Annotated in this window: 16 protein-coding genes; 6 read left to right on the forward strand and 10 right to left on the reverse strand. The window is 65.7% G+C overall.

The window, feature by feature from the left end; all coding sequences use genetic code 11:
- The first annotated feature begins 24 nt into the window (after positions 1-24).
- The 3 genes from AVAK2825_RS05940 to rsgA are packed head-to-tail and all read left to right on the forward strand — an operon-like array spanning position 25 to position 2,672.
- Positions 25-1,344: a M48 family metallopeptidase gene (locus AVAK2825_RS05940; protein WP_284395096.1), complete on the forward strand. Its 1,320-nt coding sequence runs from the start codon at positions 25-27 to the stop codon at positions 1,342-1,344.
- Complete coding sequence (locus tag AVAK2825_RS05945) at positions 1,341-1,679, forward strand: 4a-hydroxytetrahydrobiopterin dehydratase (protein WP_284395098.1); 339 nt, start codon at positions 1,341-1,343, stop codon at positions 1,677-1,679. The genes AVAK2825_RS05940 and AVAK2825_RS05945 overlap by 4 nt, the downstream gene beginning before the upstream one ends.
- Positions 1,680-1,697: 18 nt before the next feature.
- Positions 1,698-2,672, forward strand: coding sequence for a ribosome small subunit-dependent GTPase A (gene rsgA, locus AVAK2825_RS05950; protein ID WP_284395100.1), 975 nt, complete (start codon positions 1,698-1,700; stop codon positions 2,670-2,672).
- A gap of 19 nt (positions 2,673-2,691) precedes the next feature.
- Here rsgA and AVAK2825_RS05955 read toward each other — a convergent pair whose 3' ends face one another.
- From AVAK2825_RS05955 to rpsP, 7 genes are all read right to left on the reverse strand, one after another.
- Positions 2,692-3,777: a hypothetical protein gene (locus AVAK2825_RS05955; protein WP_284395102.1), complete on the reverse strand. Its 1,086-nt coding sequence runs from the start codon at positions 3,775-3,777 to the stop codon at positions 2,692-2,694.
- 104 nt (positions 3,778-3,881) lie between these two features.
- Positions 3,882-4,859, reverse strand: coding sequence for a CobD/CbiB family protein (locus tag AVAK2825_RS05960; RefSeq protein ID WP_284395104.1), 978 nt, complete (start codon positions 4,857-4,859; stop codon positions 3,882-3,884).
- A 66-nt stretch (positions 4,860-4,925) separates the two neighbouring features.
- Complete coding sequence (locus tag AVAK2825_RS05965; RefSeq protein WP_284395107.1) at positions 4,926-5,624, reverse strand: CoA pyrophosphatase; 699 nt, start codon at positions 5,622-5,624, stop codon at positions 4,926-4,928.
- 121 nt (positions 5,625-5,745) lie between these two features.
- Entirely contained in the window at positions 5,746-6,132 is a 387-nt protein-coding gene (gene rplS / locus AVAK2825_RS05970) for a 50S ribosomal protein L19 (RefSeq protein ID WP_272548681.1), read from the reverse strand.
- A gap of 112 nt (positions 6,133-6,244) precedes the next feature.
- Positions 6,245-7,012 (reverse strand): tRNA (guanosine(37)-N1)-methyltransferase TrmD, encoded by a 768-nt coding sequence (gene trmD / locus AVAK2825_RS05975; protein WP_284395109.1) that lies wholly within the window; start codon positions 7,010-7,012, stop codon positions 6,245-6,247.
- Between the two features lie 69 nt (positions 7,013-7,081).
- Positions 7,082-7,654, reverse strand: a complete 573-nt coding sequence (rimM, locus tag AVAK2825_RS05980; RefSeq protein WP_284395110.1) for a ribosome maturation factor RimM — start codon at positions 7,652-7,654, stop codon at positions 7,082-7,084.
- A gap of 87 nt (positions 7,655-7,741) precedes the next feature.
- On the reverse strand, positions 7,742-7,993 hold the full coding sequence (gene rpsP / locus AVAK2825_RS05985) for a 30S ribosomal protein S16 (protein WP_272564613.1): 252 nt from the start codon (positions 7,991-7,993) through the stop codon (positions 7,742-7,744).
- Between the two features lie 124 nt (positions 7,994-8,117).
- Here rpsP and AVAK2825_RS05990 point away from each other — a divergent pair, with 124 nt between their 5' ends.
- Positions 8,118-8,639: a GNAT family N-acetyltransferase gene (locus AVAK2825_RS05990; protein WP_284395113.1), complete on the forward strand. Its 522-nt coding sequence runs from the start codon at positions 8,118-8,120 to the stop codon at positions 8,637-8,639.
- A 10-nt stretch (positions 8,640-8,649) separates the two neighbouring features.
- Positions 8,650-9,096 (forward strand): TM2 domain-containing protein, encoded by a 447-nt coding sequence (locus AVAK2825_RS05995; protein WP_284395115.1) that lies wholly within the window; start codon positions 8,650-8,652, stop codon positions 9,094-9,096.
- An 88-nt stretch (positions 9,097-9,184) separates the two neighbouring features.
- Here the strand turns inward: AVAK2825_RS05995 and AVAK2825_RS06000 are convergent, their stop codons facing one another.
- Together AVAK2825_RS06000 and AVAK2825_RS06005 are read right to left on the reverse strand one after the other, a co-directional pair.
- Positions 9,185-10,195 carry an inorganic phosphate transporter gene (locus AVAK2825_RS06000; RefSeq protein WP_272564616.1) on the reverse strand — a complete coding sequence of 337 codons (1,011 nt, stop codon included), beginning with the start codon at positions 10,193-10,195 and terminating at the stop codon, positions 9,185-9,187.
- Positions 10,196-10,231: 36 nt separating this feature from the next.
- A complete protein-coding gene (locus AVAK2825_RS06005) occupies positions 10,232-10,879 on the reverse strand; it encodes a DUF47 domain-containing protein (RefSeq protein ID WP_092740846.1) in 648 nt (215 codons plus the stop codon).
- A gap of 291 nt (positions 10,880-11,170) precedes the next feature.
- Between AVAK2825_RS06005 and AVAK2825_RS06010 the strand changes: the two genes are divergently transcribed.
- On the forward strand, positions 11,171-11,770 hold the full coding sequence (locus AVAK2825_RS06010) for an outer membrane beta-barrel protein (protein ID WP_284395121.1): 600 nt from the start codon (positions 11,171-11,173) through the stop codon (positions 11,768-11,770).
- Positions 11,771-11,913: 143 nt separating this feature from the next.
- On the opposite strand, the gene AVAK2825_RS06015 is transcribed toward AVAK2825_RS06010, so the two are convergent.
- On the reverse strand, positions 11,914-12,642 hold the full coding sequence (locus tag AVAK2825_RS06015) for an ABC transporter ATP-binding protein (protein ID WP_272564618.1): 729 nt from the start codon (positions 12,640-12,642) through the stop codon (positions 11,914-11,916).
- Between the last annotated feature and the right edge of the window lies 1 nt (position 12,643).

Below are 12,643 nucleotides of genomic sequence, written 5' to 3' on the forward strand. Positions count from 1 at the left end.
GCCGATGGCCTAAACTCGCCGGACATGCCCACCCCTGCCCCTTCCGCGCTGCTCGCGCCCTCCACCCTTCTCACCCTGCTGTTCGCCGCCTTTCTGGTGGCGGGGCTCGCACTCCGGTTCTGGCTGGCATCGCGCCAGATCCGCCATGTGGCCCGGCACCGCGACGCCGTGCCTGCCGCGTTCGCCAACCGCATACCACTCACAGCCCACCAGAAAGCGGCCGACTACACCATCACCAAGGCCCGCTTCGGCCTGCTGGAGATGGCACTGGGCGCCGCGGTGCTGCTGGGCTGGACCCTGCTGGGCGGACTGGATGCACTGAACCAGTTCCTGCTCGATGCACTGGGTGGCGGCATGGTGCAGCAATTGGCGCTGCTGGCTGTCTTCGCGGCCATCAGCGGGTTGATCGACCTTCCCGCCACGCTCTATCAGACCTTCGTGATCGAACAACGCTTTGGCTTCAACCAGATGACGGCGCGCCTGTGGCTGGCAGACCTGGCCAAGTCCACCTTGATGGGCGCGGCCATCGGCCTGCCCATCGCGGCATTGATCCTGTGGCTCATGGGCGCGGCCGGGCCCCTGTGGTGGCTGTGGGCCTGGGGCGCGTGGATGGGATTCAACCTGCTGCTCATGGTGGTCTATCCGATCTTCATCGCGCCGCTGTTCAACCAATTTCAGCCGCTGGAAGACGAATCCCTCAAGGCCCGCGTCACGGCCCTCATGCAGCGTTGCGGCTTTGCAGCCAAAGGGCTTTTCGTGATGGACGGCAGCCGCCGCAGCGCCCATGCCAACGCCTATTTCACGGGGTTCGGCGCAGCCAAACGCGTGGTGTTCTACGACACCCTGCTGCGCCAGCTGTCCCCTGGCGAAGTCGAGGCGGTGCTGGCCCATGAGCTGGGGCATTTCAAGCACCGCCACATCGTCAAGCGCATCGTGAGCCTTTTCGCGCTGAGCCTCGCGGGCTTTGCGCTGCTGGGCTGGCTTTCCACGCAGGGCTGGTTCTACACGGGGCTGGGCGTGCTGCCCAACCTGTCGCTGGAAGGCGTGGCCGGCTCTGCGCCCAACGATGCCCTGGCGCTGCTGTTGTTTTTGCTGGCGGTGCCGGTGTTCACCTTCTTCATTTCCCCGTTGTTTGCGCAGCTGTCGCGCCGCCACGAGTTCGAGGCCGATGCTTATGCCGTGGCCCAGACCAACGGCAGCGACCTCGCCACGGCCCTGCTGAAACTTTACGAAGACAATGCCTCCACCCTCACGCCCGACCCGCTGTACGTGAAGTTCTATTACTCGCATCCGCCGGCCACCGAACGGCTGGCGCGCATGCCCAACCTGGCCCCGACACCATGACTTCGATGCTCAAGAAAAAAGACTGGTCCACGCAGACGCGACGTGCTTTGACGGCGACGGAAATCGTCGCCAAGCTGGCCGACCTCGACGGCTGGAAACTGACAGGCGACGGCGCAGATGTGGCCATCGAAAAGACCTACCGCTTCGCCAACTACTACGAGACCATCTCGTTCGTGAACGCCGTGGCCTTCGTCGCCAACGCGCAGGACCATCACCCGGACCTGTCGGTGCACTACAACCGCTGCGTGGTGCGACTGAATACGCACGACGTGAATGGCATCTCGGCGACCGACATCGAATGCGCATCGCGCTTCGATGGCCTGCTCGCCGCATGACCACACCCCTTCCCCGCCATGGCTGAGCGCAGCGCCCTTTTCGACGGCATCGTGGTGGCCAGCCACGGCCGCCATTGCCTGGTGGAGTCGCCCGACGGCCAGCGCCGCATTTGCCATCCCCGCGGAAAAAAGAGCCAGGCCGTGGTGGGCGATCACGTCCTTTGGCAGGCCGCGCCAGCCGGCCAGGGAGACGAAGGCACCATCGAGAAGGTCAAGGAGCGCCGCAACCTGTTCTACCGGCAGGACGAAATCCGCACCAAATCCTTTGCCGCCAACCTGGACCAGGTGCTGATCCTGATCGCCGCCGAACCCGTGTTCTCGGAGAGCCAACTGGCCCGTGCGCTGATCGCTGCGGAAGCAGAGCGCATCACGCCGATCATCGCGTTGAACAAAAGCGATCTGGTCGAGCCCTTCGCCCGCGCGTGGGAGCGGTTGCTACCCTACCGCCACATGGGCGGCAGCGCGGCGGACGGCCACCACTACGGCGTGATGCCGCTGTCGCTGTCCGAATCGGGCGAGGTGGACAAGGCCGCACTGATGGAGCGCCTGTCGGGCAAGACCACGCTGGTGCTCGGCCCGTCGGGCTCGGGCAAGAGCACGCTCATCAACCTGCTGGTGCCGGGCGCCACGGCGCTCACGGGCGAGATCTCCCAAGCGCTCAATTCCGGCAAGCACACCACCACCACCACGACCTGGTACTGGGTGGACGCCGAACGCCGCACCGCCCTGATCGACTCGCCGGGCTTCCAGGAATTCGGCCTGCACCACATCGGACCGGCCGATCTGCCGCGCTACATGCCCGACATCGGCCTGCATGCCCAGGGATGCAAGTTCTACAACTGCACGCACCTACACGAGCCCGGCTGCGCGGTCATGGCGCAGGTGGACGGATTGCAAGGCGAATCACGCACCGGCGCAGATTCCATCAGCGCGAATCGCTATCAGATTTATAGCAACCTGTTTGCCGAGTTGAGCGAGCACCGGCATTGGTGATGGGACGGAACGGCGGCGCTCAGTCCCGGCACTCGACGTACCACCCCAGATAGTCGCTCCAGGCCGGCTCGTGCTCGGCCTCCAGCACGGGGGGGGCCATGCCCGGCACCGCTTCGGCAGCGCGCCGCGCGGCCTCCAGGGCGTGGTCGGCGCTGGTCACGTAGCAATGCACCGTGCGGGTGCCACCGCGCAGCACGATGTGGCTGCAGATGCCTTGCTGGTACATGGTGGCCGCATTGACCCAGGCGTCCTCGAAATCCTGCGCCTGCTGCAGCGCGGACTTGTCCTGCGCCGGCAGGCTGGCCTGCACGCGCCAGCCGAAATCCGCGCGGGACACCAAGGCGTTGGCGCTCAGATTGACCTGCACCATGATGGGATCGCCTTGGGCATCCCGCCCCTCCAGCGCGGCCCAGCGCACCGGCTCGGGCGGATAGACCGCCGAGCGGCCCAGGGTCTCACGCCAGAAGGTGTCGATGCGCGAAACGCTGTCATCGAGCGACGCGGGCTCCCAGTCCTCGAAGCCCGCGTCGTCGCTGAGCCCATCCGTGTCGAATTCCACCACCCCGACCTTCACCGAAAAATCGTACTCGCCCAGCATGTGGTCGAGCAAGATGAACGCCATGTGGCGGGCATGGTCCTGCAGATCCATGGGCACGGGCTTGGAAAACGACAGCGCCAATGCGATGCGTCCATCGATCTGGCCCACGCGCACCAGCAGCTCATGGGTGGCCAGATCGAATCCGTCCATGCGCATGCCGAAGCCACCGGGCATCCGCTGGCGGAAGGCCTCCACCCGCCATGGCAACTGCGCCGGTGCCTGTGCGGTCAACGCTTGCACATCGGCAAACCGCTCGGCACTCCCGTGGGCCGTGAAAACCAGCCGGGCCAGGCCTTCCACGGGCCCCTCCTTGCCCGCGCCGGCCACCTCCACCGTGACCCCGGGAACGCAAGGCTCCAGCAGGGCATTGAGGCGCTCCATGAACGGAACGGACTCCAGGCCCTGCAGATCGGCCCGTTCGCCCAGGACCGCAGCCCAGAAGCGGTCCGCGGCGGCGGACATCTCCTGCGTGGAAGGCTCGCGGGATGGAGATTCAGTTCGGTTCATGGACAGTCCTGGTGGCACCGGCTCGGGGGCAGGGCATCGGTAACGAACAAGGCCGCGTCAAAGGCGGAGCGACTTCGCCGTGAAACTTCAAGAAGAGACCGGGCTCAGCCCAGCAACCGGGCCAGGGTCAGCAGGGCGAGCAGCAGCATCCATACCACCACCGAGCGCCAGACCAGGCCGACCACGCTGCGCAAATGCCCCACTTCGGGCTCCCGCCCCGGCGTGACGTCGCTGCTTGCGGCCTCGATGTCGCCATCGAAGCCGGCGGGCGAGAGCGGGTCCACCCGCGCCCGCAAAGCCTCACCGCCCAGGCGCACGTTGATGGCGCCGGACGTGGCCGCCAGCACGACGCCATCGTTGTCGTTGGGAAAGCGCTGCGCATGGAAGCGCCAGCCATCGATGGCCTCTTCGAAACTGCCCACCACGGCGAAGCTGAGGGCCGTCAGGCGGGCAGGCAACCAGTCGATCACGGTCCAGGACCGCGCCGAGGCACGCTGCAACGATGCACTGGCCGGATGCGGGCTGCCGGCCTTCCAGTAGCGCGAGACGAATTCAGCCAGCCGGTAAAGCACCGCACCGGTCGGGCCGAGCCCCAACGCGGCCAACACCGAGAAACAGGCGAGCACGCCGAACACGTGGCGGTGCGCAGCGATGACGGAATACTCGACCACGTGCCGCACGATCTCGCTGCGGGGCAGTTGGCCCACGTCCACCTGCTGCCAAGCCGCGAGCCGGGCCCGCGCGCTGTCTTCGTCGCGCTCTTCCAGCGCATCTCGGATATTGGTGAAATGGTGGCTGAACTGCCGGAACCCGAGGGTGACGTAAAGCACCGCGACATTCCAGACCACCGCCGCCGGCCAGCCCACGCCGTAGAACAGCAGCCAGTGCACCGCCAGCACCGCGAGCGAAGGCACCAGCACGGCGAGCGCCCATGCCACCCACCCGTGGTGGGCCTTGCCCGCATCGAAGTTGCGGCTGATCGACAGCGCCCAGGCGCGAACGCCCGCATGGATGGGGTTGCTGCGCGCCAGCGGGCGTGCCTGCTCGATCAGCAACGCGAACAGGATGGCAAAGAAACTCATGGTGGGCAATGATAGCGGCCCGGTTCGGTGCCCAGCCGTCATCGCCACCGGAAAGATCGCCCGATGTCAGGCCAGCATGAAACGGTAGAAATTGCGCAGCATGCCCGCTGTCGCGCCCCAGATGAAGTGCGTCTTGCCGGCGGCATCCTCATAGGGCATGGAAAACCATTCGCGGGTGACCCCTTCCCATTCGAACGCATGGCGCCGGTGGTGCGACGGATCGAGCAGGTAGTCCAGCGGGACCTCGAACACGTCCGCCACTTCGTAGGCATTGGGATTCAGCGTGCAATCGGGCTCCACCAGAGCGACCACCGGGGTGATGCTGAACCCGGTGCCCGTCCTGTAGGTGGCCAGCTCCCCCAGCACCTCCACATACCGCCCCTCCAGGCCGACCTCCTCCCAGGCCTCGCGCAGCGCCGTGGCGGCAGGGTTGGCATCTTCCGGATCGGCGCTGCCGCCGGGAAAGGCCACCTGGCCGGAGTGCGTGGACAGGTGCACGGTGCGCTCGGTGAGCAGCACCGTCGCGCGTTCGCGCATCACGATCGGGATCAGCACGGCGGCATGGCGCAGCGGCCGGTCGGTGAAGTCACGCTCATGCACGACCTCAGGCACCCACTCCGGCGCCGAGTCGAAGCGCAGCCGCAGCGCTTGCGCCGTTTGCGCCGCAGCGGGAACGCGGGGGAGATGAGCATCCACCCCCAGCACGGGCACGCGACGCGGGTCGAACTGCGGCAGCGAGGACAGCGGAGCGATCACCGAAGGCATGGAAGGTGAAGGGGGCGAAGAATCTGGCGGCGTCATGGAGTGGGCCTGATCGGCCAAGCGGCCAAAGAAAAAGCCGCTACGGCTTGCGCTGTAGCGGCTTCGAGGCAGTGCGCAAGGCGCCTTATGCGGCTGCGACCGGCGCGGCCTTGACACGCGAGGGCAGCTTTTCCTTGATACGTGCCGACTTGCCGCTGCGTTCACGCAGGTAGTACAGCTTGGCACGGCGCACATCGCCACGGCGCTTGACTTCGATGTTGGCGATCAGGGGGCTGTACGTCTGGAACGTACGCTCCACGCCTTCGCCGCTGGAGATCTTGCGCACCGTGAAGCCGCTGTTCAGGCCGCGATTGCGCTTGGCAATCACCACGCCTTCGTAGGCCTGCACGCGCTTGCGGGTACCTTCCACCACGTTCACGCTCACGATGACCGTGTCGCCAGGGGCGAATTCGGGAATGGTCTTGTTCAAGCGGGCGATTTCTTCCTGCTCGAGAGTCTGGATCAGATTCATGTTTGCATCCAACGATCATGTCCGCGCCAAGATTGGCAAGCGTCGGGATTGACGTGGGGTGCTTTCGCAGCAAAGGCGAAAGCGGCCGGCCAGAGGATCGAAAAGCCCGCGATTATAGCAAGTTGCCGTTCTTTGCCAAAACGGCCTCGTCCGCCTTGCCCAAAAGCCCCTGTGCGCGCGCCGCGTCGATGAGCTCGGGACGGTGCTGCGCGGTGATCGACAGGCGCTGATCCCGGCGCCAGCGCTCGATCTGCACATGGTGGCCGGAGAGCAGCGGCGCAGGAACCCGCAGGCCGTTCCACTCTTCGGGCCGGGTGTAGTGGGGGCAGTCGAGCAAGCCGTCGAGCGCCTCGTTGAAGCTGTCGAACTGGTGGCTCCCCTCATCGTTCAGCACGCCCGGCTGCAGGCGTGCCACGGCATCCAGCAGGGCCATGGCCGGAATCTCGCCGCCCGACAGAACGAAATCGCCCAGGCTGAGCTGCATCTGCACATGCGCGTCGATGAAGCGCTGGTCGATGCCCTCATACCGCCCGCACAGCAAAATGGCGCCCGCACTCCCGGACCAGCGGGTCACGCCCGCATGATCGAGCACCTGCCCGGTCGGCGAAAACAGCACCACCGGGGCCGTCTGCCCCGCCGCCTCGGCCCGGTCGGCCCGGATGGCCGCCAGGCACCGCGACAAGGGCTCGGCCATCATCACCATGCCGGGGCCGCCCCCGAAGGGCCGATCGTCCACCCGGCGGTAGTTGCCTTCGGCGTGATCGCGCGGGTTCCACAGCCGCACCTCGACCTGGCCCGACGCATACGCGCGCCGCGTCACCCCGCTGGCCAGAAACGGCGCGAACAGCTCGGGAAACAGGGTGATGACGTCGAAACGCATGGGCAGAGGGGGCCAGGGCCGCCGAAGGAATGGCGACGCGGCCCGTCCTTCAATCGGTCGGTCGATCCATCAGTAGTCGGGTTGCCAATCGACCGTGATGCGGCGCTCGGCCAGCTCCACCTTGTCGACGAAGGCCGAGACGAAGGGAATCATGCGCTCCTGCGCCTTGCCCTCGTGTTCGTAGGCCAGCACCAGCGTGGTCTGCGGGCCGGTGGAGAGCAGCTCACGCACCGTGCCGAGGTCCACGCCCTCGCGGTTGACGACCGCCAAGCCGATCAGGTCGACCCAATAGTACTCGTCCTCGGCGGCGGTCGGAAAGCTCGAGCGGGGCACGAAGATGCGCGCGCCGCGCAGCGCCTCGGCCGCATCGCGGTCGTCCACGCCCTGGGCGGTGGCGACCACCGTATCGGAATGTTCTCGCGCCTGCTTCACCGCCAGCACCACCGTGCCTTCGAAAAAGCTCTTGGCGCCTTTTTCGCTGGGCTGCAGAAACCAGCGCTTGGAGGAAAACAGCGCTTCCGGATCGGCGCTGTAAGGCAGCACCTTGAACCAGCCCTTCACACCCCAGGCATCGGCAATGCGGCCGATCTCCACCGCATCGGAAGGCAATTCGGCAGGCTCAAGAACGGGCAGATTGGGCATGGTGTGCAACGGGGTTTCGGAAATGAAAAAAGGCGGGGCCCGTCAGAAAAAACCAACGGAACCCGCCTTTTGTCCGGAGGACGCGGATCAGGCAGCCTTCTTGGCGGCCTGCTTGATCAGACGGTCCACGGTGGGCGACGACTGGGCGCCGACGCTCTTCCAGTAGGTCAGACGGTCTTGCGCAATGCGCAGGCCTTCTTCGCTTTCCTTGGCCGTGGGGTTGTAGAAACCCAGGCGCTCGATGAATCGGCCATCGCGGCGCACACGCTTGTCGGCCACGACGATGTTGAAAAACGGACGACCTTTGGAGCCGCCGCGGGAGAGTCGAATAACGACCATAATGAATCCTTCGGGTGGTCGCAGCGTAAAGCTGCATGGTTTTTTGCTGCGTTTGAGACACGCGACATGGCCACCCGGCCAGCGACACGCTGCAAAGCCCGCGATTATAGCCACTTCACCCCACATGCCTACCATCCGCGACAGCCGCAGCGAAGATATCGCTGCCATCACCGCCATTTACCAACACCACGTCCTGCACGGCACCGGCACCTTCGAGGTGGACCCACCGACCGAAACCGACATGGCCGCCCGCCGCGCCGACGTGCTGGCCCGGGGCCTGCCCTACATCGTGGCGGAAAAGGAAGGCCAGGTTCTCGGCTTCGCCTACGCCAACTGGTTCAAGCCCCGCCCGGCCTACCGCTTCTCGGCGGAAGACTCCATCTATGTCGCCGACACCGCCCGGGGCATGGGATTGGGCCGCAAGCTGCTCGATGCGCTGGCGCAGCAGGCGGAGGCGGCGGGGGTGCGCAAGCTGCTCGCGGTGATCGGCGATTCCGCCAACGCCGGCTCCATCGGAGTGCACCGCGCTGCCGGCTTCACCGAGATCGGCGTGATGCGCTCGGTGGGCTGGAAGTTCGGCGCCTGGCGCGACATCGTGCTGATGGAAAAGACCCTGGGCGCGGGCGACACCACGTCGCCGGAATGAACGACCTGCCATGAAGAACAAGACCGTCGCCGCCTGGCTGGCCTTCGTCGGCGGGCCCCTGGGGCTGCACCGCTTCTATCTGCACGGCCTGTCGGACATGCTGGGCTGGCTCCTGCCCATTCCCACGGCGCTGGGCATCTACGGCATCCAGCGCGTGCAGGCGATGGGGCAGGACGACCACGCCAGCTGGCTGCTCATCCCGCTGCTGGGCTTCACCATCGCGGGCTGCGCGCTGCGCGCCATCCTCTACGGACTGATGACGCCCGAGCAATGGAACGCCCGCTTCAACCCGGCCGCGGCACCGGACGCCGCTCCGGGTCGCACGCACTGGTTCACGATCTTCGCCATCGCCCTGTCGCTCCTGGTGGGCACCGCGGTGCTGATGGCCAGCCTGGCCTTCAGCTTCCAGCGCTACTTCGAATACCAGATCGAAGAGGCCCGCAAGATCTCCCAGTGACGGCATTGGGCACCAAATATGCCCAACGCCCTAGAAAATCATGCGGCGGTAGCTATTAAAACAATAGCATCCCACCCCTGAATCGCGATCAGTAGAGCTGCAGGCTGACCCAGTAGGCGATGGCCGCCACGAACGCGCTGGCCGGAATCGTCAGGATCCACGCCCAGACGATGTTGCCCGCCACGCCCCAGCGCACGGCGCTGGCGCGCTGGGTGGAGCCCACGCCCACGATGGCGCCCGTGATGGTGTGGGTGGTCGACACCGGAATGCCCAGCGCCGTGGCGACGAACAGCGTCATCGCCCCGCCCGTCTCGGCACAAAAGCCGCCCACGGGCTTGAGCTTGGTGATTCTCTGGCCCATGGTCTTGACGATGCGCCAGCCGCCGAACATGGTGCCCAGCCCGATGGCCAGGTAGCACGACACGATGGTCCAGGTGGGCGGCGAGGCGTCGGATGCCGACGCGTAGCCCGTGGCGATCAGCAGCAGCCAGATGATGCCGATGGTCTTTTGCGCATCGTTGCCGCCATGGCCCAGGCTGTATGCGCCCGCGGACAGCAGCTGCAGCCGGCGGAACCACTTGTCCACCTTGTTCGGGCGCGCGCGGCGGAAGATCCACGCCACCGCCACCATCATCAGCGAGCCCAGCAGAAAGCCGAGCAGCGGCGAGACGAAGATGAACGCCACCGTCTTCAGGATGCCGGCCGAGATCAGCGCCCCCGCGCCCGCCTTGGCGATGACCGCGCCCACGATGCCACCGATCAGCGCATGCGACGAGCTGCTCGGAATGCCGTAGTACCAGGTGATGACGTTCCAGGTGATGGCGCCCACCAGGGCCCCGAAGATCACGTGCGTGTCCACCACGCCGGGCTGCACGATGCCCTTGCCGATGGTGGCGGCCACGCTCAGGTGGAAGATGAAGATGGCGATGACGTTGAAGAACGCGGCGAAGAGGACGGCCTGCGTCGGCTTGAGCACCCCGGTGGAGACCACGGTGGCAATCGAGTTGGCGGCGTCGTGAAACCCGTTCATGAAGTCGAACAGGATGGCCAGCGCCACCAGCAGCATCACGACCCACAGGGCGGTTTGGACGGTTTCCATGCGTAGAGAGCGTGTATTTCTTCTGGCAGGCCGGGATCAGGAGTTCTCGAGGATGATGCCTTCGATGTGGTTCGCCACGTCTTCGCACTTGTCGGTGATCGTCTCGAGCAGTTCGTAGATCGCCTTGAGCTTGAGCACCTCGCGCACGTCGGGCTCTTCGCGGAACAGTTTGCTCATGGCGCTGCGCATCACGCGGTCGGCGTCGCCCTCCAGGCGGTCGATTTCCTCGCAGGTCTTGAGCGCGGCTTCGGCCACGGCCGGGTCGGCGATCTTTTCCAGCAGCTTGACCGCGTCGCGCACGCGTTCGCAGCACTTGAGGCTGATGTCGGTCAGGCGGGTGATCTCTTCGGTCATGTGGCGCACGTCGTACAGCGCCATGGTTTCGGCCGAGTCCTGGATCAGATCGGCCACGTCGTCCATCGTGTTGATGAGCGAATGGATCTGTTCGCGGTCGATGGGGGTGATGAAGGTCTTGTGCAGCGAGCGGTTGACCTCGTGGGTCACGCGGTCGGCGGCGCGCTCCGCGTTGTCCACATCCTGGTTGTACTTGTCGCGCAGGTGGGGATCGTTGTAGTTGGCCACCAACTGCGAAAACGCGCGGGCGGCCTCGACGATGCGGTCAGCATGCTGATTGAACATCTCGAAAAAATTGCCCTCGCGGGGCAACAGCTTTCCAAAAAACATGCGGACTCCTGAACAGACGGACCCATCGCCCACGGTCGCCACGGATGTGACAGGACGATGACACTTTTGCGAAAGGCGCGAGTTTAACCGCGCCGTTTGCATGCACTCCGGCCCATCGTGTGCCGACGGGCGGCGGCGGGCGTGTCAGGCAACTCCTACAAACATCGCGCCGCGCTGCCCACATGACCCTGGCGAGGCGCGGCTTACATTGAATCGGCAGTCTTTGATCCGCCCTCTTTCAGACGCTCAGACGCAACCGCCTCTTTCATCGCCATGCCAAAGGATTTCCCCATGAAACACACGCTTCGCGTTCTTCCGTGCGTTCTCGCGCTTGCGTTCGGTGCCGTCACCGCCCACGCGCAGACGGCCAATCGCGCCTCCAACCGCGACTCGTTCATTCCCAGCACGCAGCAAGGCTACGTCGGCCTGAGCGGCGGCCAGTCCAAATACGATCTGCGCAGCGGCACGGGCGGCTTCGCGTTCGACGACAACGACACCGCCTGGAAAATCTACACCGGCGGCTATTTCAACCAGAACTTCGGCATCGAGTTCGGCTACCTGAACTTCGGCAACGCCACCCGCGTGGGCGGCGAGACCAAGGCGCAGGGCCTGAACCTCAGCCTGGTCGGCCGCCTGCCGCTCAGCGAGCAGTTCGACGTGTTCGGCAAGGTCGGTACCACTTACGGCCGCACCAAGACCTCGGGCAACCCCGGCTTCGGCGTGACGACCGGCGACGATAACGGCTTCGGGCTGTCGTATGGCGCCGGCGTACGTTGGGCGTTCAACCCGCAGTGGGCGGCCGTGGTCGAATGGGAGCGCCACCGCCTGAATTTCGCCGATGGCAAGTCCGATGTGGACATGACCACGGTAGGCGTGCAGTACCGCTACTGAGCGCGCGGGGACGCACGCGTCCCCCAACGAAAAGGGCCCTTCGCAGGGCCCTTTTTTCGTGCGCTTCACGCGCTTTCATCCCGATCCATGCGCCGGCCTTCATGCGCCGGTTGGCGGTGCGTGGAGGCAGCGGTGGAGGGGGCTCACTCGCCCAGGTAGGCGGCGCGTACGCGCGGATCGCTCAGCAGTTGCTGGCCGGGGCCCGTCATGGTGATGAGGCCCGACTCCATCACGTAGCCCCGGTCGGCCAGTGCCAGCGCGCGGCTGGCGTTCTGCTCCACCAGCACGATGGTCACGCCCAGGGCGTACACGTCGCGCACCACCTCGAAGATCTTGTCCACCATGATGGGCGACAGGCCCATGGAGGGCTCGTCCAGCAGCAGCACCTTGGGCTGGCTCATCAGCGCGCGGCCCATGGCCAGCATCTGCTGTTCGCCGCCCGACATGGTGCCGGCCAGTTGGTCCTTGCGCTCGCGCAGGCGCGGGAAGATGGTGAACATCTTCTCGATGTCGGCCGCGATGCCGGCCTTGTCGTTGCGGATGTAGGCGCCCATCTGCAGGTTCTCGGTGATGGTCATGCGCGCGAACACGCCACGGCCTTCCGGCACCATCACGAGGCCCTTCTTCACCAGGTCCCAGGCGCCCTGCCCCCGGATGCTCTTGCCCAGGTACTCGATGTCGCCATCGGCGAACGGCAGCGTGCCCGTGATGGCCTTCATGGTGGTCGTCTTGCCGGCGCCGTTGGAGCCGATCAGCGATACCAGCTCTCCCTCGCGCACCTCGAAGTCCACACCCTTCACGGCCTGGATACCGCCGTATGCCACCTTCAGGCCCGAGACCTTGAGCAACACGTTGTTGGATTTTTCGGCCATT

The sequence above is a fragment of the Acidovorax sp. SUPP2825 genome, from assembly GCF_030158995.1.
In the GTDB taxonomy this organism is placed as follows: Bacteria; Pseudomonadota; Gammaproteobacteria; order Burkholderiales; family Burkholderiaceae_C; genus Paracidovorax.

Bases quoted from the DNA above. Each gene is read 5' to 3' on its own strand.
- rpsP (WP_272564613.1), bottom strand. From the start codon at position 7,993: ATGGTCGTTATTCGACTCTCCCGCGGCGGCTCCAAAGGTCGTCCGTTT.
- AVAK2825_RS06005 (WP_092740846.1), bottom strand. From the start codon at position 10,879: ATGTTTTTTGGAAAGCTGTTGCCCCGCGAGGGCAATTTTTTCGAGATG.
- AVAK2825_RS05945 (WP_284395098.1), top strand. From the start codon at position 1,341: ATGACTTCGATGCTCAAGAAAAAAGACTGGTCCACGCAGACGCGACGT.
- AVAK2825_RS06010 (WP_284395121.1), top strand. From the start codon at position 11,171: ATGAAACACACGCTTCGCGTTCTTCCGTGCGTTCTCGCGCTTGCGTTC.
- AVAK2825_RS05990 (WP_284395113.1), top strand. From the start codon at position 8,118: ATGCCTACCATCCGCGACAGCCGCAGCGAAGATATCGCTGCCATCACC.
- AVAK2825_RS05995 (WP_284395115.1), top strand. From the start codon at position 8,650: ATGAAGAACAAGACCGTCGCCGCCTGGCTGGCCTTCGTCGGCGGGCCC.
- AVAK2825_RS05960 (WP_284395104.1), bottom strand. From the start codon at position 4,859: ATGAGTTTCTTTGCCATCCTGTTCGCGTTGCTGATCGAGCAGGCACGC.
- AVAK2825_RS05965 (WP_284395107.1), bottom strand. From the start codon at position 5,624: ATGCCTTCGGTGATCGCTCCGCTGTCCTCGCTGCCGCAGTTCGACCCG.
- AVAK2825_RS05955 (WP_284395102.1), bottom strand. From the start codon at position 3,777: ATGAACCGAACTGAATCTCCATCCCGCGAGCCTTCCACGCAGGAGATG.
- rimM (WP_284395110.1), bottom strand. From the start codon at position 7,654: ATGCCCAATCTGCCCGTTCTTGAGCCTGCCGAATTGCCTTCCGATGCG.
- rsgA (WP_284395100.1), top strand. From the start codon at position 1,698: ATGGCTGAGCGCAGCGCCCTTTTCGACGGCATCGTGGTGGCCAGCCAC.
- AVAK2825_RS06000 (WP_272564616.1), bottom strand. From the start codon at position 10,195: ATGGAAACCGTCCAAACCGCCCTGTGGGTCGTGATGCTGCTGGTGGCG.
- AVAK2825_RS06015 (WP_272564618.1), bottom strand. From the start codon at position 12,642: ATGGCCGAAAAATCCAACAACGTGTTGCTCAAGGTCTCGGGCCTGAAG.
- AVAK2825_RS05940 (WP_284395096.1), top strand. From the start codon at position 25: ATGCCCACCCCTGCCCCTTCCGCGCTGCTCGCGCCCTCCACCCTTCTC.
- trmD (WP_284395109.1), bottom strand. From the start codon at position 7,012: ATGCGTTTCGACGTCATCACCCTGTTTCCCGAGCTGTTCGCGCCGTTT.
- rplS (WP_272548681.1), bottom strand. From the start codon at position 6,132: ATGAATCTGATCCAGACTCTCGAGCAGGAAGAAATCGCCCGCTTGAAC.